This is a genomic window from Roseivirga pacifica (assembly GCF_900111145.1).
GTDB classification, from domain to species: domain Bacteria; phylum Bacteroidota; class Bacteroidia; order Cytophagales; family Cyclobacteriaceae; genus Roseivirga; species Roseivirga pacifica.
The window spans coordinates 1,447,623-1,473,134 of the sequence record NZ_FOIR01000001.1 but is presented as its reverse complement, the minus strand read 5'-3'; the positions used below and the strand labels follow the sequence as shown (position 1 = coordinate 1,473,134).

The following is a 25,512-nucleotide window of genomic DNA, read 5'->3' as shown; positions in this document are numbered from 1 at the left end:
CAATGTCAAGTATAGAAAGATATCAGTCTATAGACTTTTTAAAGTTAAGCTTAGCCATTATGGTTGTAGCTGTACATTGTGGCTTCTTATTTGAATTTAACGACCTATTTTTTCATTTGACTAGCAGTGGAATATTCAGAATAACTGTCCCCGCTTTTGCCGTAATTTCTGGGTATTTTATTTATGGAAAACTTGATAAGCTTAACTTTCAATTATGGACTAAAAGAATGGTTTCACTCTATTTGGTCTGGACTGTTATTTATAGCCCGTTTATACTGACTTCTACCAACCTTCTTCGTCTGATTATTGACTTACTTTTTGGGTATTTTCACCTTTGGTACTTGGCTGCTTTAATTGGAGGCGGGTTTTTACTATTTATTCTGAAAGATTTGACTGATCTAAGGTTACTACTTTTGTCTATTATTACTTTCTTAGTCGGAGTCTTTTTTCAATATGCTGCAGAGTATGATTTTTTTGGTAGCACACACCTAATAACCAAAATACTGACTTATAAGTTTTTATATAGGAATTTTCTTTTTTTTGGTTTCCCTTTCTTAACTCTAGGCTATTTAATTAGAAAAAACAGGGTGGCCTCTTCTATTAGGTTCAATTCGGCTATACTATTAGTTCTCATTCTTGCTGTCTTCTATTTAGTGGAATGCCTTATTTACTTTAAAAAGCTCTCTGGCGATTACAGTGCACATGATGTTTACTTGCTATCTTTTTTATTATGCCCTGCCATACTAATTCTGGCTATTAAAATGAATAGTAGTTTTTCGAACTTTCAAACTAAAAGACTGAATGCTTACTTCATTGGAATATATCTAGTTCACCCAATTTTCATAATGTTGTATTCTAAATCCCTGACCCTAAATTCGATATACTTATTCGGCATGGTGCTGATTTCTTCAATCATAGCCACCTACTTTCTAATTCAAATAAAAAGGAGATTTAAGTACATTCTATAACTCATATCGGTTATGTGATTTTTTACTGACTTAATAAAAGAAATACTTTGCTTAAGCTTCTAATAATAACACCTGGTTTTGCTCTGAATGAAGAAGACGATATTTGCATTCCTGCTCTTCAGATTTATTTAAAAGAGCTAACCAAGACTATCAGAAGGATTGAAGTCAATGTTATTTCATTCAATTATCCTTATGAAAGCAAAATATATCTTTGGAATGGGATTGAAGTTGTTGCTCTTGGGCTTAAACAAAACAATAAGCTACTTAGGTTTTTTCACAAGCTAATAGCATACCCCAGAATCCTGAATTTGGCAAAAGATTTTCAGCCAGACTTGATTCATAGTTTTTGGCTGAATCAATCTGCTATAATTGGAAATAGACTTAGTAAGCGCCTACGCATACCACATTTATGTACTGCAATGGGCCAAGATATTGCCTTTAGTAACACTTTAGATATACTTAAGCTCAGAAACACAGCTTATATAGCTGTAAGTGACTTCCAAAGGCGATTTAGTAAAGTTCCTATTGATGCGGTTGTGCATTGGGGAATACCCCCATCTAATCAAGAACTCACTCCATGCACAAGGGATATTGACATTTTAGGGGTAGGCTGGATAAATAAAGTAAAGAACTATGAAGCATTTATTAGAATAGTAGCTCGATTAATTCACATTAAACCTAAGACTAAAGTGGTAATTACAGGAGATGGATCGGGGAAAGAAAAATTGGAAAAGTTAATAAGATCATTAAACCTTGAAGATCAAATAACCTTTACTGGTCTTATCAAGAGAGAAGAGGTCTTGACCTACATGCGTAGAAGCAAGGTTTTGTTGCACACCTCATCTTTTGAGTCCTTTGGTCTGGTCATTGCAGAAGCTCTAAGTGAAGGTATGTTTACTTTATCTTATAACGTTGGTATAGCAGGAAAGTCTCCAGCAAGCCACGTTGCTCATAATGAAGATGAAATGCTTGACAAAGCCCAAAAGCTATTAAGCAGTCCTCTTCCAAACGCTAGTTTACCTTATCCTGTTTCTTCTACCGTAACGGAGTACGTGAAAATTTATGAAAAAATGTTAAACAGGAGTATTCTTACATGAAGATTAACCGACAAAAGCTTATGGTGATTAGCGCCATTCAAGCTCTTGTACTTTCTGGCTCAGGCCTTATTATTTCTCTTTTCGGAATCATAAAATTTGGAGCCACTTTATGGGGGGAGTATATTAAAATTCAGCTTTGGCTAACTCCAATCTTACTCCTTACTAATTGGGGGAGCAGAAACTACCTAGTTCAACAGTTCAGTATTACCCCATCTAAGGTTGGCTCTATCTTTCTAGAAAATTTAGTCAGCAGGGCTTTACTGCTTCCAGTAGCTATTCTAGTTCTTTTTAAGGTGTTTGACCTTAATGTAGTTTGGTTTACTATACCAATATTGCTGCTCCAGTATTTATATATGAGCTATGATGCCGTAACGGTATTCTCTGAAAGGCATAAAGGAAGAATTTTGGCAGAGGTCTTAGGGCTGTGTGTGTTCCTAATTGGCGGGTTATTGCTAGACGGGTTTAGTTTAAAGTATATACTTATAATTCAACTAGTAGGAGTCATATCAAAATTAACTTACCTCGGCTGGTATTTAAAGGGACTAAGTCTTTTTAAGAGCTCTGTTCAACTGTCCATTAGAAAGACGCTTACTGCCGGATTTCCCTTTATGATAATAGGGGTTAGTGGATTGATACAGTCAAAATCAGACATATATATGCTGTCCTACTTAAGTAGTTCTGAAAATGTTGCAAGCTACCAAATGTTGACAGGAGGTCTCTTTGTTATTCAAGGAACGATTGCTTTCTTGATAGACCCACTTGTTAAGATTATTTATAGAACCAAGGAAGTGGTTTTCCGAAAAGTAAGAAGGGTAATTATGATCATCGGGGCGGCAATTATATTCCCGGGACTGTTTTTATTAGCCGTAGGGCTATCATATTTATTGCCTGAGAAGTTTAATATGTACTCTTATGCTATTGCCTTTCTTTATCTTTTGCCATTTATATTTTACTACCCATTCATCCTAAGGCTTTATAAAGACAATAAACATCTATTAGTAGCATTTATAAGTGTTATAGGTGGTGCTGTAAATGCGATAGTAAGTTTTCTTCTGATCCCTTCTTACGGCCCAAACGGAGCTATTCTTGGAACTGCATTCTCACAGTTCTTGATTCTCCTATTATTACTCTATTTCACCCGCAATTCAAGGTAACTATTCTAGTGAAAAACCTTCTTTTATACTCGTAGCAGCCCATTTATGACCTAGCTCGTTCCAGTGTACATCGCAATCTTCATTATAATAGTAGGAAGACCAGTCAAATCCCACCTTCGTATCAGTATTTTCAAGTAAATCTAAATATTCAAAGTCAAGCTCACCACTTAACACCTTTAAACTATCTCTTAGTGGAACCGAGTTATTACCATTTTGGTATGCCTTAATAGTGTGCTCGCCTGGAAGGGTAAAAACATAAAGCTTTTTGTCACCTAACAAGTCTTTCATCTTTTCTATATTATACCTTATACGATCCCACTGCGCCTCAGTAAAATAAAAATAATCTGGTTCGTTTTTTTGTTGGAACTCGGGTTTACTGTATTTCCTTTGTCTATTCTTAAACCACCTTAGAAGATTGTAGGTATAGGTGAAGTTCTTAAGTAATACCTTTAACCTATCTGGGCTTTCTAAATAGTAATGAGACTGCTGAATAGAATCAAGTCCATGCTCTAAATGATAATTAGGATAGTCTCCTACCCAATAAGCTCTATACCTGTCGTAAGAATATTTTTTATGATAATTTATGTCATCATCTATTAAGTCATTAATAGGGAAAATTGCCCAAAGAACAGCATCATGATCGTACTCCATTGCCTTATTTCTATAAATCAAATACTGTTGTGTCATGCCCGCACCGCTAACAGCGAAATTCAAAAAGTCCGAACCAGTTTCTTCTTCTAAAAGGTTTGAGAATCGGTCTTCTACGTTCACACCCCAACCTTCTGCAAATGAATCTCCAAGTAGAACCACTCTCTTATTCCCATTTGAAACTACACTTCGTTCTTTATCTCTCGCGCCAATAGAGTTTGTTTCGTACCTAACGTCAAAGCAGGTTTTTTTATGTCTGAATTTATAATTGGGGTGTCTCCAAACCCCGAAGTCTTCATCAATTTCTGCCCAATATCGTCTTGAGTTTTCAAATGTATATATAGGCTCTTCAAGCTTGATCAACTCGGTTTTAGATAGGATTAAAATCCCTATTTCTAATAAGACAAATGCTAAGAAAAGCTGGATAAACAAGGTGGATATTCTTTTTTTCATTAAGAGTTGCCAGGGGATTAAGTCAGTCAAATAGAGTTAAAGGTTAATATTTTTTAGTTAAATAGATAGACAAAATTTAAGTGATGTTAAATTACAGTTGAATTGAATGGTATGATAGTTTGCCTAAATAAAGCAGAAGAGTAAAAACAAGTAATGGGGAAAATTCAGAGTATAATTAGAAGAGCAAATGCAAAAATTTCACCTAAGAAGTTGTTTTATGCCCCCAGCTGGGTAGTATTAGGCGTAAATAATATTTGCAATCTCCATTGTAAAATGTGTGATGTGGGAACCCAGAATATCAATAGTAATTTTGCCACAAATTTAGTGGGTTCACACCCTATTAATATGCCACTTGAATTGATTCAGACAATTTTTGATCAGGTGTATAAATACTATCCAAAGACTAGGATCGGATATGGGTTTACAGAGCCTCTTGTTTATCCTCATTTAATAAGTTCTCTTAACTATGCTCAGGAGTATGGTTTAGATACATCAATTACCACCAATGGACTCACTTTGGCGTCAAAAGCTGAGGAACTCATGGAATCTGGGCTCAAAAGTGTTTTTGTATCACTAGATGGCCCTGAAGATATTCACAACTATATTAGAGGGCATAAGAGTTCTTTTCAAAGAGCTTTAAAAGGGATCGAAGCAATAATAGAAAAAGGAAATGGGCCAGGTATTAGTGTTTTTTGTGTAATAACAGAATGGAACATTGGTAGGCTAAAGGAGTTCGCGGACTACTTTAAGAACTACCCACTTAAGCAGCTTGGCTTCATGCATACCAACTTTACTACACAAGCTATGGCGAATGATCACAACCTTGTTTACGGTATGACTTACCCTGCGACAGAGTCTAATACAGATGAACTAAACCTAGAGGCTATGGATCTAGATTTGTTATGGGAGGAAATCAAGTCCATAGAAAGTGATGAGTATCCATTCCCAATCACCTTTTCCCCCAAGACTATTAAAAAAGACGAGCTAACCAATTTCTATCAGTTCCCAGAAAGACTTATCGGTAAGAGATGTCATGATGCATTCAATAATCTGATGATAAAGTCGGACGGTTCTGTAATACCAGCCCATGGAAGATGTTACAATTTGAGCATAGGTAATATTTACGAAACTGAATTATCTTCCATTTGGAACTCTTCGATTGCCGGAAACTTTAGAAAGACTTTAAATGATGCTGGTGGGCTATTGCCTGCCTGTAGTAGATGTTGTAGTGCTTTTAGTAGTTAACAATTGAAAGTACTTATGAAAAAACTATTGAAGGTTTTATTAATTAACCTGATCTTCTTAATTGTAGGGCTTTTTGTCATAGAAGGTATTCTAACCTTTTACCCAATAAGAGACCCCTTTAAACAAGAAAAAATATCTACTAGATACTATTTCACCCCCACTAAGCTCCCAAAAGAACAATTCACCATTACCATAGAAGATCAACTCCCTGGTTTTAAAAATTATGATAAGCAAGTTACCGTTACAACAAATAACTTAGGCTTCAGATACCAAGAAGATTTGTATACTAATAAAAAGAGTGATGATGAGTTTAGAATTTTTGCCATAGGAGGGAGTACTACCGAGTGCTCTTTTTTAAATGATGGAGATGACTGGCCAAGCCTACTTGCAAAACAAATGAATGATGTATTTCTTGGAAAGAATATCTCGGTAATCAATACTGGTCAATCTGGTCATAACATTTCAGACCACTTACACCTAGTAATTCAGCAATTAATCCACTTAAACCCAGATCTATTTATAGTATATGCAGGAGTTAACGACTTGTATGCATCTATTACAAAAAGTACCAGCCAGAATAAGTCTACATATCCTTTAAAAGTAAGAGGTGAATTGTTATTGCTAACAGAAACTCAAATAGGCCGAAGACTTTACTATTTAGTTAAGGGGATGAATCCGAACCCTTATCACATAACAGCTGAAACAAACCAACAGAACCGAGCAGCAATTGTGAGTGAGATGGCATTCACCAACTTTCCTGAAGAATTAAATTTTGACTATTCATTAAACGGTTTAGAAGCATTGATAGGAATCTGTAAAGCTCTAAATATTAAATTAGTCTTTCTATCGCAAGCAGTTTCATGGGACGAGAAGGATACGGACCTAGACAGTTGGCAGACCAGTATTTTTGGCAATGCACGTTATCGAGAAAAGGACCTCCGTAGAGCAATGGATGAGCTGAACGCACATAATATAAGTTTATGCAACAAACACAATATACCATATATTAACATGCAGCAGGAACTCACTCCAAATTCAGATAATTTTTTTGATGATATGCACTTGAACTATCAGGGAAGCAATAATCTGTCACGGGTATTACTACAATTTTTTGAAAAGAATGATTACTTATTGAACTCTCTCAATAAACAAGCAAACCCTAACTAATAAATCATGGTTGCTCACCCCAATTATACCATGGAAATACAAGGAAGGAATAATCAAAAACTATATCGATCATAGAAGGTATGCAAAATAATAATTCGGTTTTATTGTTCAACCCTAGAAGTGCCAACAGCAAATACAGGATTCCAAACTCTATTCTTACTGTTGGAGCGTCTATTCACGGAAAATATGATTACGTATTTGTGGATGGAAATATGGAAAGTGACCCATGGAGTAGAATTCAAGAGTACCTGCAGTCTGGTAAGTTTAAATATTTTGGAGTTTCCGTAATGCCCGGACCACAATTGAAACAAGCCATACCCTATACAAAGCAAATCAAACAAGAGTACCCTGAGGTAACAACCATTTGGGGAGGATACTTTGCTTCAAATCAATTTCAAGTCTGTTTGGAAAGTGGATATATCGATGTAATTATTAACGGGCCAGGTGACGATGTTTTCCCTAGATTAATCGATGCAAAAGAGCATGAAAAACCTATTGATGATATTGAGAACCTCATTTTTAAAAATGAACATGGCGAAATAATTAAAACCAAGAAGCAAGGCTTGCTAGATCAAGACAAACTACCTCCTTTACCCTATGATCATTTGAACAAGTTTTACCCCTTGAATAGGTTTTTACCTAAGACAATACTAGGAAATGCAACCTTAGGGTATCACTCAAGTTTCGGCTGTCCTTTTACATGTTCGTTTTGTGCTGTTGTCCCTATTTATAATGCACGGTGGAAAGGACAGTCAGCTAAAAGGATATATCAAGAATATTCCAAATTACAAGAAATCAACCCCGTAGATTCAATAGAGTTTCATGACAATAACTTTTTTGTATCAAAAAAGAGAGTTATCGAGTTTGCCAAACTAATAATGAACGATAATATTAAATGGTGGGGAGAAGGACGAATTGACACCATGAATCAATACACTGATGAGGATTTAGATTTAATCAGTAGGGCAGGTTGCAAGATGATCTTTTTCGGAGCAGAAAGTGGCAGTGACGAAGTGCTTAAGCAGGTAGATAAAGGAGGAACACAAACTGCCGAACAAATCATAAGCTTTGCCAAAAGGTTAAAAAAATTCAATATTATTCCTGAATACTCCTTTGTATTGGGGTTCCCTGGTAAAGATGAAGCCACCGTTATGCGTCAAATAAATGATGATATTGAATTCATTAAAAAGGTTAAAAAGGCCAACCCTGATACGGAAATCATTATCTACATATATAGTCCTGTGCCAACAGAAGGTTCAGAACTATATAGCCAGCTTCAAAGTGCCGGTTTCGAATTCCCAAATAAGCTAGAAGATTGGTTAAAGCCAGCATGGGAAAGTTTTGATTTAAGAAAGAACCCTTTAACTCCCTGGCTTACACCAAAAATGGTTGATAAAATTAAGAACTTTGAAACTGTTTTAAATGCATTTCACCCTACAGTTTCCGATTTAAGACTTACCCCCAAAAAGAGAAAAGTCATCCGCTCCCTTTCTTATTACAGATATAAATACAGCTTTTATCACTTTCCTTATGAATTAAAGATTTTACAAAAATTTTGGCTTAAATACAGACAACCAGAGATTGAAGGATTTTAGAATGAAAAAAATCGTACTATACAACCCAGAGGCACTTTTCTTTGACATGCCATTGGCACTATTGTCAATTGCCTCAGTACTTGACCCAAGTGAGTTTGAGGTTATAATTATTGACGCTAGGATTGAAGAAAATGCACACAGCAAACTCATCGAATGTTGTGAAGATGCATTTTGTCTAGGCGTCACCGTGTTGTCAGGTTCACCACTTAAAGATGCTCTTTACGCTACTAGGTTAGTTAAATCGGTCTATCCAGAGCTTAAAACGGTATGGGGAGGGTGGCATCCTTCCTTATTCGCGAGTGAAATCTTACAAGAAGAAGACTCCGTTGACATAACTGTCTATGGCCAAGGAGAGGTTACTTTTAATGAGTTGATAAAAGCGCTGAATGACAACTCTGACTTGAAAGAAATCAATGGAATTGCCTTTAGAAGAAATGGAGATATTATTAAAACTCCAGCACGGCTAATGTCCAATATGAACGATTTACCACCCGTCAATTATGATCTTATTGACATTGAACGCTACTTCAAAGCTAAGGGAAAAAGACAGTTCGATTATATTTCTTCCACGGGCTGTTTCTTTAGGTGCTCTTTTTGTGCTGACCCGTTTGTTTTTAAGCGTAAATGGACATCAATCGAACCCAAAAGACTTGTTAGTGAACTTAAACATTGGCAGAATAAATATGGCTTTACTGATGTTAATTTTCAAGATGAAACTTTTTTTACCTACAAAAAGAGAAGCACAGAAATTGCAGAAGAGTTTATTGACAAAAAGCTCAACATTAGTTGGGCTGCCACTATGAGAGCGGATCAAGGATCTAGGCTTGATCTTGAAGACTTTAAACTACTTAAGAGGTCCGGACTTCGTAGAGTTCTAATTGGAGTTGAGTCTGGATCTCAAGAGATGATGGATTGGCTCAAAAAGGATATTAAGCTCGAGCAGGTTTTGGATTGTGCAGATAAATGTAATAGGCTAAAGATTACTGTTCAGTTTCCCTTTATTGTCGGTTTTCCAGGTGAGTCAGATAAAAGTGTCAAAGCCTCTATGGATTTTATAAAAAAGTTGAGAAAAATAAGTCCTAAATTCTATACACCTATTTTTTATTATAAGCCTTATCCTGGTACAGCTATTACAGAAGATGCTGTGAAAAGTGGTTATCAACTCCCTAATAACTTACAAGATTGGTCAGAGTTTGATTTCGTAGATGCAAAAGGAGGTCCTTGGGTAGATGAAGAAAAATACAACCTAATCGAAAGCTTTAAATTCTATTCTAGCTTAGCATGGAGGGATGAACATTGGATATCTTCCCCAATAAGAACAATGGCACGCTGGAGATGTGAAAAAGACTTCTACAAGTTGCCACTCGAAAAATATATAATAAATAGACTTAGGCGGAAAATTGAACTATCATAAACAGAGAATAAAGGCATTAAGAAAAATCGTTAAGAAATTACATCCTATTCTTTTAGTCTTTTATAAGGTTTACTCAACCTTAACTCATAGCTATTCATTTAATGGAATAAAGATTAAGGTTCCTTCAGGGGTTTTTAACCCGAAACTATCTTTTAGTACCAAGTATATGTTCGACTTTCTAAGTACTGTAAATTTAAAAAATCAAATGTTCTTAGAAATTGGAGCAGGTAGCGGTGTTATTAGTTTGTTAGCAAGCAAATTAGGCGCTAACGTAACAGCAACTGATATTAATCCAGAAGCAATTGAAGCTACTAAGGGGAACTCTGTTCTAAACAACCTTCAGATAAAGGTTTTAAGGTCAGACTTATTTGAGTCTATTGAAATATTAGCTTATGACATTATAGTTCTAAACCCACCTTACTATCCAAAAACACCGAAGAATAATTTAGAAAAGGCGTGGTATTGTGGCAATAATTTCGACTTTTTTCATCGGTTCTTCGAAAAGTTGAATATTTATATTCACATTAAAACGAAAGTTTTTATGGTGTTAAGTGAAGATTGTGACCTCTCTGAGATTAGCAGAATTGCACAATCCTACGGCTTCTACTTTCAACTCATAGACCAAAAAATTATAGCTTGGGAAATGAACTATATTTATTCTATTCAAATCGATAATGCCAACTAGTCACCCATTTCAATTAAACGAGATTACTCATTTAGTTACTCTATTAAAACCTAAAAGAGTGTTAGAAATTGGCATTGGGTTTGGAAAGTACGGAATGCTTTTAAGGGAATATTTGGAAATATGGGGTGAAGGGGATGATTATACTAAATGGACAAGAACAATAGATGGTATTGAGATTTTTGAACCTTACATACTTCCGCATCATAGAAGTATCTATGACCAAATTTTTATTGGGAATGCAATAGATATTTTGCCTGAGATTGATAACTATGACCTTATACTCTTAATTGATGTATTGGAGCATTTTGAAATGGAAGATGCTAAAAGGCTATTGGCCTTATGCAAAACGAAATCAGAGCATATAATCATTTCAAGCCCTAAAGACATTGGAACTCAAGGTGCAGGCTACAACAATGAATTTGAAGCTCATAGATCACAATGGACTTCAATATCTCTGAAACAGGAATTAGACTCTCAGTTATTATTTATTCCAAATAGGTACTCTATCATAGCTTTATATGCTCCAAAAGCAAAGCTCAAACGAATTAAAAAGGCCTTACTCACCTTTGGTATCAGTTCATTAATAAAGAAATATGCATTTTGGCTATATCAACTCATTGAGAGAGCCAACTTACCTTTTCTTCCTACGAAAAAACCCTAAAAATAAGCTTGCCATATCATCATTTAAACCAAATCTCTTTTTTACTAGCGTGTAAATTGAGACTACTTTTTTGTCAAGCCAAATCAAAATGGATTTTAAACCATCTTCCGGTCTCGATTTATAATTAGTAGGTTTAATTTTAACTTTTTGATCTGATTGGGTATAATAATATAGCGCTAGGGATAATCTTCTTTCGTCTTCAGGGCATTTTAGGGGTTCTGGAAACCCGTGATATGAATCCGCCTTGGTAGCAAAGATCGCACATCTATTAAAGATAGGCTCTATTTGTTTAACGCATTTTTTCATGTCATTAGACCAGAATTCTAAGTCACCTCCAAATTCCTTTTTCCAGTCTTGATTGAAGTAAATGAGTAAGTTTAACCGTCTCTCCCAGGTTGGGTTATGGGGGTGAACAGTAAAATCTGCGTGTATATTTAAGTACCCTCCTCTTTCACTTGAGTGCAAGCCTCCTCCTTCCAAAGTATGATCAGGTATAAGGTTCTTAATTCCAGATAATTGGGATAAATAGCTACAGAACTCATAAGAATGTAATTGATCAATCAGGTTTTTAACCGGTTTTGGTAGAAGGCTCTGGTTATTGAGGCCAGATTTACGCTCATTGTAATGGAAGTATTGAATCCATTGCCCCTCACCTGTAATCGGAAATTCATCATGAATTTTCCTTGCAACTTCTTCAGCCAAAAAGTTATCAAAACATATATGTGGAAAAGGAATATTGGAAGAAAATGTATCTCGGTCAATAGGAAGGTTTGCTTGGAGCGAGTTCAGTCTTAACTGCTCAACTTCTTCTCCTTTAATTTTACTCATTGTGGTTTCCTGATTTTTTTGTTAGAACAATTGAGTTTTCGCCCGGTAACCATCTGCTATATTCGACTTCGTTTAAAATAGTATGATTTTCTTGCGGCCTAAATGTTATCTTATACTCTGGCTCAGGCCTTAAATACCATTGAGGGTTATCATTGTCAAAAAAATACAAACATTGAAATTCAACACCAGCACCTAGGCTTATAGCTGGAATTTCATTTTCTAGAGCCAAGTAAATAACCTCCCACCTCTTTCTGTTCCAGGATAAGTAATCATGTGTGGCTGCAACTGAAAAAAACAGAAAAGTTCCAATTAGAGTAATTGAGGCCAAATACATTCTCCTTTTATGAACAGTTAGAGAATTGAACAGAAAAACACCCATTAAAGGAAAGACAATTATTAGATACCTGTCATAATAACCTGTTATCATGAAAGGCCCCATGTAACAAGCGATAATCATGAGTATAAAACCTTCATTAAACAATAACCCCTTATGCACTTGAATTAACCAATTTTTAAAGGCTATGATTATTACTCCTCCTGAAAAAAAGCCTACTAAAGTAAGAAGTGCCTTTAAAATAACGGGCGCCTTTCCTCCATAAGGAGCGTCTCTAAAATTGCCTGCAAAATCCTCCATGGTATTTGGCCCCACTCCAAAGTCGATAAAAACATTATCTATTGAAGGAATTAATTTATTCATTAATGCAAAAGATAAAGTCATCGCTAAGCTATAAGCTACAATGAATAGCCTATCTTTTCTACTAAAGAAGTTCCCTTTTAAAAAAAACAAAAGAGGGCTTAGAAACAGACCTATATATGCGGTAAATAGTAAAACATATCCTACAGTATTTCTAAGGAACCTCAAATCTGGGTTTAAAATCAATTCCTTTAAATAGTCCAACTTGGAACCATAAGTATTTGGCAATAGCCCTAGTTCATCCAGAATAGAATGAAATGAGAGGTAGGCTATAATAACACTTACCAATGGAACAATTGCTCTGATAAACGATACTCTATCCACTTTAGGGCTAAAAAGTTGAGCAAAGAACCAAGAAAATGGTATAACGATAGCCAACTGTCTTGACAGCATTGCCCAAATACATAAGACTATAGCTAAAAACAGACTTATAGTAGCCCGTTCCTTATTGTATTTTATAAAAAAGTATATACTCCAAACAACAATGGTCATAAACGGAACATCCGTCATATATGAAAACGAAAGACTCAGAAAAATAGGGTTAGCTAGAACCAAAAAAGACAATATAAAAGAGGCTCTACTATTTAACCCACAAATATTACCTAAGCGATAAACTCCTAAAATACCAACAAAGGAAATTATGAGTGTTGAGATTCTAAGAGTGGTATATGAAAACCCAAATACTTTTGTAATCACTAAGCCATGAATCACGTGGGAAAACAAAGTCATTTCACCCCAGTTTATCAATTGGAATTTACCGTCCTTTAACCAATGCTCTACTACTTTACCATAAGCCCAGTCGTCATTCAAAGGAAAATCACCCAAAGGATTGACTAGCAAAATGGCAGACACCCACAATATGAGCAAGACAACTACGTTCTTTTCAATCTTAACAAATCCTAAGACATTAATAAAGAGATACTTATTCAAAATATATTACTAGAATTTTCTACTATCTAAGATAAAATCTTTTGTTTTGAGTCCACTGTTTAGGTTGAAATAAAAGCACTTAAAAAGATAGCTGTAAATGCATCCAATCAGTTATTACTTGAAAGAATCTGTCTCTTAAATACCTGACTAAGAACATCCGCAACGAGTTGAGCTCCATTTTCATTAAAATGACAGTCATCATAAAATACTTCTGTAGATTTTGGTATTTGATCAGCCAGGTTTATACTAGGGACATTTTGTTCATTGCAAATTTTAAGTAAAGTATTATTAAACTGTTTCATCCCCTTATATAATACCTCTGTAGAATAATAATTTAAGGTGTTTGTACCATCAATTGTAGCTGTTCCTCCAGTTAATAATAGCCGTTCAAGATTATCATCTAAATTTGGTTTCCACATTGAAGGTTGCGTCACAAAAACAGGTGTCATATTATGACTCTTCACTATAGTAATAATCTTCTTTAGGTTATCACTATAGTGCCTTAAGGCAGTGTCTATTTTTGGCAATGTGTCTATTTTTGGTGCGTTTTGGCGCATTTGTTGAGCAAAGTATTGTGAATCTCCGTAGTCCACATTGGCTCGCAACTGAAGTAGGTTTTGTTTAATCTGTCTTAATATTTTGAATAAGGTCAATCTTCTAATGAGGGGTAGTTCTGAGTCTGGTATGGTTGCAAAGCTGCTAAGAATCGTAGAATATTTGCTTGGATTAATATAGTCTTCTGGGCTAGCTAAAAAGCGTCCGAAATCATTAGCTCCAACTAAAAAAATAACATATTCTGCATTGGCTAACTCTGGATACTTCAATAATTCCTGAGCTTGCAGTATGTGGTGATTTGTATCATTTCCTAGCCTTCCAAAATTCCCTACCCAATAATCATTCCCTAAACTCTTACTCAGTAAGGATGTCCATGTTTTATCTTGATTTAGAGCAAAACATGCAGTAGTGCTACCTCCTATAGCTAAGATTTTATGGTCAAATGAATTGGTTAATTCTTCTGACCTAGCCCCAAAGGAGTTATGCTTCACATATGCTACACTGTCATAAATTCCTGGAACATAATCAAGGTTAACTTTAAACTCAAACTCACCATTTGGAGGGTAGATAAAGTAGCCTTCTGGGTAGTCATAGATAAAGCTCAGTATTACTTCAAGGACACATAAAAGAATAAGTAAAATGACACCTGAAAATAAAATTCTCTTTAGCATAATAGGGGTTAACAGTTTAGAGAAACAACTTGACGCGAAACTTTAAAAGGTATCATGGTCTCCATAGTTTAACTTGAGCTTTTGATAGTCAATAGTTTGATCAAAGTCTAAAAAACCTAACGACCATGATTCATTTGCCTCAAAGATTTGGCCTAATTGTTTGTCCTGAATTGAGTTTTTAGAAACATGAAACTGTATTTCTTGAATCCCCACTCTCTTGGCCAAAGAGGATAATTCAGAAAGAGCCTTCTTTAAACTGTCGACCGAATCGGACTGAAAGGCTCCAATATGAATTTTACTTCTAAATTTTAACCATAATTCGACTCCATCAATTTCCACTAGCTCATTAAAGGAGAAGTTCTTATACTCAAAGTAATCCTTGCTGTAATGTTGAGCGAGAAATCCTTCATTGATTAAAGGATTTTTCATTTCATCCAATCTTTTATATTTTTTTAGCTGTCGGCTGATTAGAGACAAGTAGTACCTGTTTAACTTTTTGATATGGTAAATAACCCTACTTACAGGGAGGGTCGAAACTTTATAATGATACCGTACCATGCTTTCCCCTAGTTTCCATCCTAATTTTTTTGTGGCTCTCAAAGTATTATAGCTATGCATCGCATACACAAATCTCACATCACTCTTTTTCATTAACTCGTAAGAACGAAGAGCCAAGTTTGTGTGTAATCCTTTTCTATGGTAACGAGGTAAAGTAATCGAGTCACAAGCATGGACGGCTTTAATAACCCTTCCATTGATACTGAAAAGCTGTGGTAGTCCACCGTAAAATGCTATGGGGGTTTCTTCATCGTAAGCTAAATAACCAACATACTTTAGCCCGGTGTATTCAGTATTATATTTTTTTTGTAGGTACTGTAATGTCGCCTTCTTCTTGAAAACTTCATTGTAAAGAGAATGAAAGTCTGCTAAGTTATCTTCTGAAAGTCTTTGATACGTGTATGACATTCAAATGTTGGTAATAAAATAATTACATAGTTTTTGATCCATAAACAGCTACCTGACAAATCAAATCTGCAAAGGCAGAAAACGTTTAATATTTCCCTCTAATAATAGACTCTGCCTGATGTCCTAACTTGATAAAAGGATTTAAGCCGAATCTATTAAAAATCCTCTGATCATTTATATCATTTCTATGGAGATAATCCACAGCTAGTTGAAATTGGTATCCCATTTTTTCTGCTACATCAATCACATTTCTATTATAAGAGCCATCTGGATAGGCAAGCATCTCGATTTTTTTGTCAATTATCCCTTCTAAATAATGTTTAGATTTTTTTAAATCTGAAAGAACCTCCGACTCGTTAATTTCACCGTAGTTATTATGAAAATTACCATGAGAGCCAATGGTGACCAGCGGAGAGGCGGCAAGTCTCTTTAAGTCAGTATCATTCATCAGGTTCCAATACATGTCGTACTTAGGGTTCTGCCTGAAGAGATTTGATATTGCCGCCATCATCTTTTGCTTAAATTCAAAGTTTTCTGATCGACATACATTTTTTAAACTCACGTTGGTATCTACTTCAAAAAACTCCCTTTTTCCCTTTTGAAATACTCTTCCGTCAATTTCTAGTTGCTCTGGTGAAAATTGAAACCCTAAGTCAAGATGGTCTGACCATAATATGTCATACCCCTCTGACTGAATAGAGGTGACAAAAAAACTTGCTGGAATCTCATAACTTTCAAGAATAGGCAGTGCCAATTCTAAATTATTGAGATACCCATCATCAAATGTTATAGCTATTGTAAACCGATCATTTCTATAATTGTTAGTTAAGTAATCTTTTAGAGAAACAATTTGCCAATGCTTTTTGAAGAAAGCCAATTGTTTATTTAAGTCCTTCATACCAATGAACCTGGTATTATGAGCAAGACTACCGATGTGATCAACACCATGATAAATAAGAATTGCACCGCCTTTTTGATGTCTCCAATATTCTGATGACTTCGAACTAAAGTAAAGGTCTCTCCATAGCCATTTTGTTCGCCTAAATACTTTACCTAATGTTGACTCCACTTTCCTTTATCTGCGTTAAAATGAATTGGCCTAGAATATACTGTCCTTGTTGGTTTAGGTGGCTGTCATTGTTATAATACGTCTCAACTCCAGCTTCTTCAGCTTTCTTCAAGTACGGCAGAGGGTCCAAAATTTGAATTCGGTTATCTCCGGAGAAATAGGACTCAAATTCTTCCTTTAATGGATAGTCATCGGAACTCAAATATTCTTCTGAAAAAGACGCACCAATTGATTTCATACGGTCTAAGTTAACCTTACTCACTTGACTTCTGTGGGGAATAATCAAGATGTAAATATCCGTTTCTTCTGAAGCATAACTTAACAAGTGTTTTAACCTTGAGGCATATTCCAGAAAGTCTTCCTCTCTCCCGTTTTTAAGGGATATGGAATTTTCTACTAAAAATGAATCAGCTACAAAGTAAAGCTTATCTCTATAAGAGTAAAGGTCTGGCGAAAAAGGAAAGCTGTTTGCGTTCTTATATTCTTCTAATATTTTGGTAGTAGGCATAGGCACCAAGGAAATTAACCTGAAATTCAAAAAACTTAGAACCCAAATCCTCTCAGAACTCCACCAAAAAGTATTTCTTGCAAATGAAACCTCTTGCCAATTTAAAGTATGATCCCATCCAAATAAATCATTTCCTACGTAGAATTGATATACGATTACCTTGGGGTTTGACTGTTTGATATGATTTCTTCCAAAAAGAAACTGTTCTCTGATAGACGTTCCAGGAACGCTTATATTCTGATGATAATATTCTGGAAGAGAATCCCTCAGTACTGCAGGATAGCCTAGAGGGTAAGCCGTAAATGAATCACCAATTAGCATCAGTGTTTCTTTACTTTCATTTGAAGCAACAGATGGATTCAGCCCTTCAAACACATAGCCATAAAAATTAATAACATAACCTCTAAAAGAAAGCTCCAATAAAGCCAGGCTCACAACCAAGATTATCAGCCCTGATATAAGAATTTTCTTAAAGCATCGGTAACACCTACCAAAGGTCTTTAAAATCCTTTTTTTCGAAATCATACTCCCTATTCAGCCAGTTAGATGATTGGTTTTCAAGATTCTTTCGTTTTAAAACCATCCTAAGCTGAGCTAAAGGAGTTAGAATCATGATATAAACCAAAGAAAGCAAAATACTTCCCACAACTTTACCTAATATATGCCCTAACCACATCCATATATCAGCAATGATTTTGCCCCCCTTAGGATAAAGGGAGCTAACAAGACCTATTAATCCTGATGCCAATAATAAAATATGGTTACTATGAAAAGTTTGCCAACTAATCACAATATATATTACCAGTATACCAGAAATTAAACCTAAAACGACACGGTCAGCGGGTTGTTCATATTCAGGTCGCTTCATATTAAAATAATGAGTAGACAAATGGAGACAAAGCTGAACCTCCTCCAAAAACAATCAGGAAGCCAAGTAATAGGAGAACAATAATTATTGGCATTAGCCAATACTTCTTCCTCTGAAGTAAAAATCTAGTGAGATCCTTTAACATGTTCTTTTTTCACAAGAAAGTTATTTAAAACTAAATAATCCATACCTGTTTTCACAAAACAACCAAAAGCGTCAATAGGAGTACACACGATAGGCTCATCTTTAATATTAAAACTCGTATTGATAAGCATAGAACTACCTGTGCGTTCTTTAAAGGCTTTTAACAGGTTGAAAAAATTAGGGTTAGTCTCCTCATCAACCGTCTGTATTCGTGACGAAAAATCTACATGTGTTATCCCTGGGAAAGAACTCTTTTCAAAATTACTCTTTTCAAAAATGGGTCTACTCATAAAATCGCCAGGCAAGCCTTTTCTAAACTCATTCTTGATCTTGGAAACTAGTGCCATGTATGGAGATGGTACAGATAGTTCAAAATATTTCCCTAAATCCTCTTCAAGCAGTACTGGCGCAAAAGGCCTAAATGACTCACGAAATTTAATTTTCTGATTAACAATACTTTGAATATTTTCTACTTTCGGGCTAGCAATTATACTTCTCGCACCTAAAGCCCTTGCTCCAAACTCCATACCTCCCTGCATCCAACCTATTACGGCACCTCCTTCAAGCAGTTCGGCAACCTTATTGCAGAGCTCACCATGATTGTCATACTTTTTATAAATTACACTCTCGGATTTCAAGTAGCTTTCTATAAAAGAGTTTGAATAACTAGGCCCTAAGAAGGAAATTCGATTCTTTTCAAATAATTTTTTGACTCTCCCTTCTGAAGATGACAAATAAAATGCAGCAAGTGCAGCACCTGCTGCCCCACCAGAGTCCCCTACAGCAGGAGGGATAAAAATTTGGCTAAAAAGATTCTCTTCTACTAGTTTACCATTAGACACACAGTTATAAGCTACCCCTCCAGAAAGACAAAGATTATCACATCCGGTCAGTCTTTTTACCTCTCTAGCCAGTTTTAAAACAATTTCCTCAGTTACAGATTGCGCGGCAAGTGCAAAATCACAATGTACTTGCAGGAGTTTGGAGTCAGCAGGTCGCGACTTTAAACCGAATAATTCCTCCCATTTTTTTGTTAGAATCATTCTTCTACCTTCCAAAAACTTAAAGTATCCAAGACGAAGTTTTATGGAGCCATCATCGAATATCTGTACTAACTCTTGCTTAATTAGTTTTCTAAACCTGATGTAGTTCTCACTATTCATATCTCCATAAGGAGCTAAACCCATCATTTTATATTCACCATCGTTAACTTTGAAGCCTAAAAACTGTGTGAATGATGAGTATAAAAGGCCCAAAGAATGAGGGAAGTGCTGCTCTTTAACTACTTTCAGTCTGTTTGCCTCTCCTATGAAAATGGAGGTCGTCACCCATTCTCCAACCCCGTCAATTGTTAGAACTGCACTTTTGTCAAACGGAGATGTGAAATATGCCCAAGCAGCATGTGATAAATGATGCTCAGAAAAACTGATTTCTAAATGTTGAATCCCTCCTCTATCTAGCTTTGTTAAATTATCCTTCAGAAGCTTCTTAAAAAAAAGCTTCTCCTTAATCCATTCTGGAATGTGTTTAACAAATGCATGAAGACCTTTGGGAGCGATAGAATAAAAAGTCTCTAATATTCGTTCAAACTTAAGAAACGGTTTATCATAAAAAACAACCTCGTCCACCTCTGCTAAGTCCACAAATGCACTATCCAGACAATATTTAATAGAAAATGCCGGAAAAGAAGCGTCATGCTTCTTTCTTGTAAACCTTTCCTCTTGAGCGGCAGCAATTATCTCACCGTCTCTGAGTAAACACGCGGCAGAATCATGATAAAACGCACTTATCCCTAATTGATATTTCATTGGTGACAAAAATATGAAAACTACAAAGAATGATGAGAATTCTAAATAACCACCTGCGCCAAAACAGCCACACCGGCACCTATTAGCGATACCCCGAAGCGTTTCCAATTCAATTTGTGATGAGGGTCAGACTCAATAAAAATAGTAGTTGAAATCTGTAGGAAGCCACCAGCCACTATAGCAAAGAAAATAATCATTTGCTTTTCAGAAAATATCTCCTGATGACTTAAATATTCCGTAGAAATTAATCCTAAAGGAGAAGCTAAAGCAAAAACCAGGAGTAAAATGCTGGCTTTAACCTTCGACTTAACTTGAGCTACCAAAAGTGCCATTAAGGCAAATGCAGCAGGAATTTTATGCATAACAATTCCCAACAGTATTTTTGGCGAACTACCATGTTCGTAGGCAGCCTCTGGCATATGATGCACATGAATAGTGTCTGACATTATGCTCCCTTCCAAAAACGAGTGGACACTCAAGGCCAAAATCAGATAAGTGACCGAAAGCCCAGGTTGGTTTGGATGCGAATGGCCATGCTCAACTCCTACGGAATAATTCTCTAGAACTTTCTGAAGAAAGAAACCTACCAAAATCCATAGCCCCAACATAAACGGATCTTCATCCGTCATAAACAAGTCGGGAATAAGGTGAATTACCGTCATGCTGAACAGGTAAGCACCAGCAAAAATTAAAAAGTATTTAATTCTGGTTTCACTAAACTTCCATTTGCCAGAAAGTAGCAGGCCTGGAATAGCAACACTAAGAAAAAGTATAAGAGCGTTTATCAGCATTCAGTTTCTGTTTCTGCAACAGGATTGCAAATATCGGAAAGAAAATGATAAAACTACGTAAAAGGTTCCCGCTACTTCGCGTCTTTTAAAGTTTTACCTTTTAAGCCAGTAGAAATATAGGTAACCATCTCACCATTTTCATCAGCATAAATAAAATAGCCCTCCAATTCAGGGTGCGTCTCTACAAGGTTTTTGCTTCCCTCTAGCCCCATCACCATGCAGGCCGTAGCATAACCATCCGCCAACATACAGTTTGGAGCCAAAATAGTAGCGCTAAGCAAGGTTTGCATTTTAGGGTACCCCGTAACCGGGTCGATGGTGTGTGCGACCTTCTTACCGTTTACTATTCTAAAATTTCTGTAGTTGCCAGAGGTGGCCATTCCTTGGTCTTGCAGTTGAATGGCATCGAATAACCCACCAATTCGCTGTTCATTTGGCTGCTCAATACCTATAGTCCAAGTTTCTCCTTCAAGATTTTCGCCTTTAGCACGTACCTCTCCACCAATTTCAACCATATAGTTTGCTATATCCTGTTCGGCCAGCCAGTCTGCCACCACATCAATGGCTTGCCCTTTAGCTATGGCCGAAAAGCTTAACTTCATACTCGGTATAGTGGTTTCTGCCTTAGTATTGGTGAAATCAATTTTATCGAACCCAACATATTGAAGCAGGGAATCTACCTGAGTTGAATCCGGCCCAATCATTTCGCCCTCACCAAAGCCCCAAGCGTCAATAAGCGGCCCAACGGTTGGGTCGAATGCGCCTTGAGTACTCTCGTAAATCACCTTGCTTGCCTCTAACACATCGTAGAAATAAGGAAAGTTGAAGGTTACTTTTCCTGTTTTATTGAAAACAGAAACATCAGAATTGGGAATGTAGGTAGAAAGCGACTGGTTAAAGTCTTTAAGCAACGAGTCAATTTGCGGTTTAAACTGGCGTTCCTGTTTATCAATGTATTTCACATTGTAAGCAATAGTGCCCATGGTAGTACCAGTTACATGCACCTGTCGAGGCAGGTTTTGGCGGTAAGTGTAAACCGCAAAAATTGCGATCATTAAGACAATTAGATAAATCCTCGACTTCTTATTCTTGTCCATTCCATTAAATTTGGTGCAAAGATAACCGAAGCCCCAAGCTTAGCCAGAAAGAAAGTGGAGAAGAAGCAGTTGAATGTTTTATCTTGTAAAAAACAGAATTGATGAGAGAGGATTATTTAGATGCCAGTGGAGAGGAATTGAACTCAAGCGAGCGAGACATTGAAAAGGCATTAAGACCACTCTCTTTCGAAGACTTTTCTGGCCAAGATAAAGTAGTAGCCAACATTAAGATATTTGTACAGGCAGCCAAAAAGCGGGAGGAACCGCTGGACCACGTACTATTGCATGGCCCTCCAGGGCTTGGAAAAACAACCCTATCGCACATTATTGCCAACGAGCTAGAGTCTGATATTAAGATTACCTCTGGCCCGGTACTCGATAAACCCAGTGATTTAGCTGGCTTACTTACCAACTTAGAGGAAGGCGATGTACTTTTTATTGATGAAATTCATCGCCTAAACCCGATAGTTGAGGAGTACTTGTATTCGGCTATGGAAGATTACAAGATCGACATTATGCTCGATTCGGGGCCGAATGCCAGAACAGTACAAATTGGTCTGAACCCTTTTACATTGGTTGGGGCTACCACACGTTCAGGATTGCTAACTTCTCCCCTACGCGCACGCTTTGGCATCAATGCCCGGCTGGAATATTACGACTCGAAACTATTGACACGCATTGTTCAGCGTTCTTCAGACATTCTGAATACGCCAATAGACGATGAAGCTGCTTACGAAATAGCCCGCAGAAGCCGCGGAACCCCACGTATTGCCAACAATTTACTGCGCAGAACACGTGATTTTGCACAGGTAAAAGGCACTGGCACCATTACCAAAGCGATTAGCGAAATGGCGTTAGATGCACTGGATGTAGATACACATGGGCTAGACGATATGGACAATCGTATTCTGCTGACGATTATAGAAAAGTTCAAAGGTGGCCCAGTGGGTATATCGACCATTGCTACCGCTGTGGGCGAAGAAGCCGAAACAATTGAAGAGGTTTACGAGCCATTTCTAATACAAGAAGGGTTTTTGAAACGAACCGCCCGAGGCAGAGAAGCCACACATTTGGCCTATGACCATTTAAAGCTTAAGAAACCAGGGCAAACCGGAACCTTGTTTGGGTAGGCTATTCGGCTGTTTGAGGTTGGTTTTCTAGATCGAACAACTCTTTCAAAACCCCCGAAAGATTTTCGGCATTGCCTCTTTCGCAAGCAGACCTTAATTGAAGAGCCGGTAGCTTAACAATTTGATTGATCATTCCATCTGTTAAGGAATTGAAATGCTCAATCTCTGTAGCATTCATATGTTTACCTATTCGCTTCAACTCTCTTTGTCTGATCTCATTGAGCTTTTCTTTAAAATGAGAAAGCGAGTTAGTGTAAGTTTGGGCGACAGACCAGTTTGAAAACTCTTCAATAGATTCGCTAATTATGGCTTTCACAAGCGGTATAGCGCTTTCTCTTTTTTGCAAGGTATCATCAAGTTGATTGGCCAGTTGATCCACATTGTAAACTTCCGTACATGGCTTTTGCTGAACTTCCTTTTCAATACTTCCCGGCACACTTAGGTCTATAAACAGCTTTTGGTACGGTGTGCCTTTTAACATATTAGCCTTTATAATTGGCGATGGTGCACCAACTGCACTGATAACAATATCCGCCTCGTTAATTTCATTTTCTAAATCGGCAATATCGGCCACTCTAAAACCAAACTGACTTGCAGCCTCCATAGCTTTCGTTTTGGTTCTATTCATTATGGTGATGTCCATATTAGCATCAGCCAAATTCTTAATTACATCTCTGCCAATTTCACCCAAGCCAACTACTAATAGCCTAGCAGTGGTAAAATTTTCCGAAAATTTATTCGCAATAGCAGTTGCGGCCGAAGCCAAAGAAGCTTGTCCATCTCTAATAGGTGTTTCTTGCACTGCGCGTTTATTCGCATAAAAGATGGTGTGCATTAAACGATGAAGAAAAGGCCCCGCCAGCTCTAGCTCATGGCTGATTTTATACGAACGCTTGATCTGATTTATAATTTGCGCATCGCCAAGCACCCTCGATGCTAAACCGAGCGAAACAGAAAACAAGTGTTGAACTGCATCAGCCCCTTGATAGTGCTTAAATAAACCACCAAACTGCTGGCTCGAAACACCTTTGAAACTCCCCAGCACCTGCTTTATCTTTTCAACATCAGTTAATTTGCTCGTTGAAAAGTACAGTTCCATACGGTTGCATGTAGAAGCAACAAGTAGCTCCTCAAGTCCAACCAATGCCTTTGCTTGTAGCAAGAATTCATTGATCTCGTGCTCTTGAATGGATATCAGACTTCTTTCTTCAAATGAAGCATGGAAGTGCGAAATACTTAGGCAGTGGAAGTTTTTCATGTTTGGGTTGTGAATTAAAGGTGCCGGCAAGAAATACCGACACCTAATTATTTAATGTTAGCGCTGTACTACAGCTCCTCTTAAAGAATTGATCAATGCGCCAATCTCTCGAACCAGCGGCCCATTATTTTCTACTGTCACGCCATTTTGCGCTAAGCCTTGCACGGCATCTTCAATAAACGCATCCATTGCTGCATCATCTGCTGCAAGGGCCATTCTGCCATTTACTTCAGGGTCGTGTGCATCTACCATGTTCAATCCACTATAGTTTTGAGTAGTAGCGCCTGCAGCTACACTAAAAAAGTCTGTTAAGCTGGCACTCAATGCTGCAAAACCCGAAAGATCGTTACTACCTACTTCGCTAAGTAAAACCTCGAAATATGGCTGTAACCTTTCGTCACCTGCAATTACAAAAATTGTTGAATCCACAACCGCACGGAAGGTCAACCTTCCCTGTTCGATCATTTCATCCGAATTCGGGTCATCCACCATATTGGTTCCCCCTAATCGGTTGTAAAGCGTTTCAGTTCTTTGCACAATAGGGTCTCTTAACGATTCTAACAAATCACCAATTGGAGTAATAAGATTAGGGTCAGTAACTCCATTTTGAGCAGCACCTGCCACCACATCTTCTATAAAAGCATCCATCGCTGCATCGTCAGCCGCAAATGCCATTCTACTATTCACCTCAGGGTCATGGGCGTCCTCCATGTTCAAACCTGAATATGAAAAGTTTTCCGAGCCTGTAGCCTCAGCAAAAAAGTCCGTTAGCGTAGCACTCAAAGCAGCAAAACCAGAGGTATTTCCGCTTCCAACTTCAGAGAGTAACACCTCAAAATATGGAGACAACCTTTGGTCGGCAGCAATTACAAAAATTGTAGAATCGACTACAGCTCTCAAGTTAAGCCTACCTTGTTCAATGTTCGTTCCCGGGCTGTTAGGGTCGTCTACTAAGGTAGTTCCTCCTAATTGTCCGTAAAGGCTGTTATCAACAACCGGTGGCGTTTCTGGATCATCATCAGAGCAGCCAAAAGTCAAGGCACTCATCAAGAAGATCACGGGTAATATTTTCATGTTCTTTTTCATGGGTATAGATTTTTAGATTTAA

General features: G+C 37.0%; 24 protein-coding genes. 10 read left to right on the top strand and 14 right to left on the bottom strand.

Annotated features, from left to right (window positions below):
* Positions 1-2 precede the first annotated feature (2 nt).
* The 3 genes from BMW98_RS20695 to BMW98_RS06510 are packed head-to-tail and all read left to right on the top strand — an operon-like array spanning position 3 to position 3,219.
* Complete coding sequence (locus BMW98_RS20695) at positions 3-968, top strand: acyltransferase family protein (protein ID WP_090257705.1); 966 nt, start codon at positions 3-5, stop codon at positions 966-968.
* 47 nt (positions 969-1,015) lie between these two features.
* Positions 1,016-2,065 carry a glycosyltransferase gene (locus BMW98_RS06515; protein WP_090257704.1) on the top strand — a complete coding sequence of 350 codons (1,050 nt, stop codon included), beginning with the start codon at positions 1,016-1,018 and terminating at the stop codon, positions 2,063-2,065.
* A complete protein-coding gene (locus BMW98_RS06510; RefSeq protein WP_090257703.1) occupies positions 2,062-3,219 on the top strand; it encodes an MATE family efflux transporter in 1,158 nt (385 codons plus the stop codon). The genes BMW98_RS06515 and BMW98_RS06510 overlap by 4 nt, the downstream gene beginning before the upstream one ends.
* Here BMW98_RS06510 and BMW98_RS06505 read toward each other — a convergent pair whose 3' ends face one another.
* Positions 3,220-4,320, bottom strand: a complete 1,101-nt coding sequence (locus BMW98_RS06505; RefSeq protein WP_090257702.1) for an SGNH/GDSL hydrolase family protein — start codon at positions 4,318-4,320, stop codon at positions 3,220-3,222. It abuts the gene before it with no gap.
* Positions 4,321-4,473: 153 nt separating this feature from the next.
* Here BMW98_RS06505 and BMW98_RS06500 point away from each other — a divergent pair, with 153 nt between their 5' ends.
* The 6 genes from BMW98_RS06500 (at position 4,474) to BMW98_RS06475 (ending at position 11,087) form a co-directional block, all read left to right on the top strand.
* Complete coding sequence (locus tag BMW98_RS06500) at positions 4,474-5,565, top strand: radical SAM protein (protein ID WP_090257701.1); 1,092 nt, start codon at positions 4,474-4,476, stop codon at positions 5,563-5,565.
* A gap of 15 nt (positions 5,566-5,580) precedes the next feature.
* A complete protein-coding gene (locus BMW98_RS06495) occupies positions 5,581-6,732 on the top strand; it encodes an SGNH/GDSL hydrolase family protein (RefSeq protein WP_090257700.1) in 1,152 nt (383 codons plus the stop codon).
* A gap of 302 nt (positions 6,733-7,034) precedes the next feature.
* Positions 7,035-8,327 (top strand): B12-binding domain-containing radical SAM protein, encoded by a 1,293-nt coding sequence (locus tag BMW98_RS06490; protein WP_338060834.1) that lies wholly within the window; start codon positions 7,035-7,037, stop codon positions 8,325-8,327.
* A gap of 1 nt (position 8,328) precedes the next feature.
* Positions 8,329-9,741 carry a B12-binding domain-containing radical SAM protein gene (locus tag BMW98_RS06485; protein WP_090257698.1) on the top strand — a complete coding sequence of 471 codons (1,413 nt, stop codon included), beginning with the start codon at positions 8,329-8,331 and terminating at the stop codon, positions 9,739-9,741.
* The gene (locus tag BMW98_RS06480; RefSeq protein ID WP_162844695.1) at positions 9,728-10,426 is read left to right on the top strand and encodes a methyltransferase; all 699 of its coding nucleotides are present in this window, start codon (positions 9,728-9,730) and stop codon (positions 10,424-10,426) included. Before BMW98_RS06485 ends, BMW98_RS06480 begins: the two co-directional genes overlap by 14 nt.
* 58 nt (positions 10,427-10,484) lie before the next feature.
* Positions 10,485-11,087 (top strand): class I SAM-dependent methyltransferase, encoded by a 603-nt coding sequence (locus BMW98_RS06475; RefSeq protein WP_139177438.1) that lies wholly within the window; start codon positions 10,485-10,487, stop codon positions 11,085-11,087.
* Here BMW98_RS06475 and BMW98_RS06470 read toward each other — a convergent pair.
* From BMW98_RS06470 to BMW98_RS06425, 11 genes are all read right to left on the bottom strand, one after another.
* Entirely contained in the window at positions 11,058-11,915 is an 858-nt protein-coding gene (locus BMW98_RS06470; protein WP_090257695.1) for a 2OG-Fe(II) oxygenase, read from the bottom strand. The genes BMW98_RS06475 and BMW98_RS06470 overlap by 30 nt on opposite strands.
* On the bottom strand, positions 11,908-13,539 hold the full coding sequence (locus tag BMW98_RS06465) for a glycosyltransferase family 39 protein (protein ID WP_090257694.1): 1,632 nt from the start codon (positions 13,537-13,539) through the stop codon (positions 11,908-11,910). Before BMW98_RS06465 ends, BMW98_RS06470 begins: the two co-directional genes overlap by 8 nt.
* A 107-nt stretch (positions 13,540-13,646) precedes the next feature.
* Positions 13,647-14,765, bottom strand: a complete 1,119-nt coding sequence (locus BMW98_RS06460) for an SGNH/GDSL hydrolase family protein (RefSeq protein WP_090257693.1) — start codon at positions 14,763-14,765, stop codon at positions 13,647-13,649.
* Positions 14,766-14,807: 42 nt separating this feature from the next.
* The gene (locus BMW98_RS06455; RefSeq protein ID WP_090257692.1) at positions 14,808-15,731 is read right to left on the bottom strand and encodes a GNAT family N-acetyltransferase; all 924 of its coding nucleotides are present in this window, start codon (positions 15,729-15,731) and stop codon (positions 14,808-14,810) included.
* Positions 15,732-15,816: 85 nt separating this feature from the next.
* Entirely contained in the window at positions 15,817-16,800 is a 984-nt protein-coding gene (locus tag BMW98_RS06450) for a polysaccharide deacetylase family protein (RefSeq protein ID WP_090257691.1), read from the bottom strand.
* On the bottom strand, positions 16,781-17,743 hold the full coding sequence (locus tag BMW98_RS06445) for a hypothetical protein (protein WP_139177436.1): 963 nt from the start codon (positions 17,741-17,743) through the stop codon (positions 16,781-16,783). Before BMW98_RS06445 ends, BMW98_RS06450 begins: the two co-directional genes overlap by 20 nt.
* Positions 17,744-17,795: 52 nt before the next feature.
* A complete protein-coding gene (locus BMW98_RS06440; protein ID WP_090257689.1) occupies positions 17,796-18,176 on the bottom strand; it encodes a hypothetical protein in 381 nt (126 codons plus the stop codon).
* Position 18,177: 1 nt separating this feature from the next.
* On the bottom strand, positions 18,178-18,270 hold the full coding sequence (locus BMW98_RS20595; protein WP_245733529.1) for a DUF5989 family protein: 93 nt from the start codon (positions 18,268-18,270) through the stop codon (positions 18,178-18,180).
* 31 nt (positions 18,271-18,301) lie between these two features.
* Positions 18,302-20,128: a carbamoyltransferase family protein gene (locus BMW98_RS06435; protein ID WP_090257688.1), complete on the bottom strand. Its 1,827-nt coding sequence runs from the start codon at positions 20,126-20,128 to the stop codon at positions 18,302-18,304.
* A gap of 41 nt (positions 20,129-20,169) precedes the next feature.
* The gene (locus BMW98_RS06430) at positions 20,170-20,919 is read right to left on the bottom strand and encodes a ZIP family metal transporter (RefSeq protein WP_090257687.1); all 750 of its coding nucleotides are present in this window, start codon (positions 20,917-20,919) and stop codon (positions 20,170-20,172) included.
* Between the two features lie 71 nt (positions 20,920-20,990).
* On the bottom strand, positions 20,991-22,016 hold the full coding sequence (locus tag BMW98_RS06425) for an FAD:protein FMN transferase (protein WP_090257686.1): 1,026 nt from the start codon (positions 22,014-22,016) through the stop codon (positions 20,991-20,993).
* 101 nt (positions 22,017-22,117) lie between these two features.
* Here BMW98_RS06425 and ruvB point away from each other — a divergent pair, with 101 nt between their 5' ends.
* Entirely contained in the window at positions 22,118-23,146 is a 1,029-nt protein-coding gene (gene ruvB / locus BMW98_RS06420; RefSeq protein ID WP_090257685.1) for a Holliday junction branch migration DNA helicase RuvB, read from the top strand.
* A 1-nt stretch (position 23,147) separates the two neighbouring features.
* Here ruvB and hemA read toward each other — a convergent pair whose 3' ends face one another.
* A complete protein-coding gene (hemA, locus tag BMW98_RS06415; RefSeq protein WP_090257684.1) occupies positions 23,148-24,404 on the bottom strand; it encodes a glutamyl-tRNA reductase in 1,257 nt (418 codons plus the stop codon).
* Positions 24,405-24,461: 57 nt separating this feature from the next.
* Complete coding sequence (locus BMW98_RS06410) at positions 24,462-25,490, bottom strand: globin family protein (RefSeq protein WP_245733498.1); 1,029 nt, start codon at positions 25,488-25,490, stop codon at positions 24,462-24,464.
* Between the last annotated feature and the right edge of the window lie 22 nt (positions 25,491-25,512).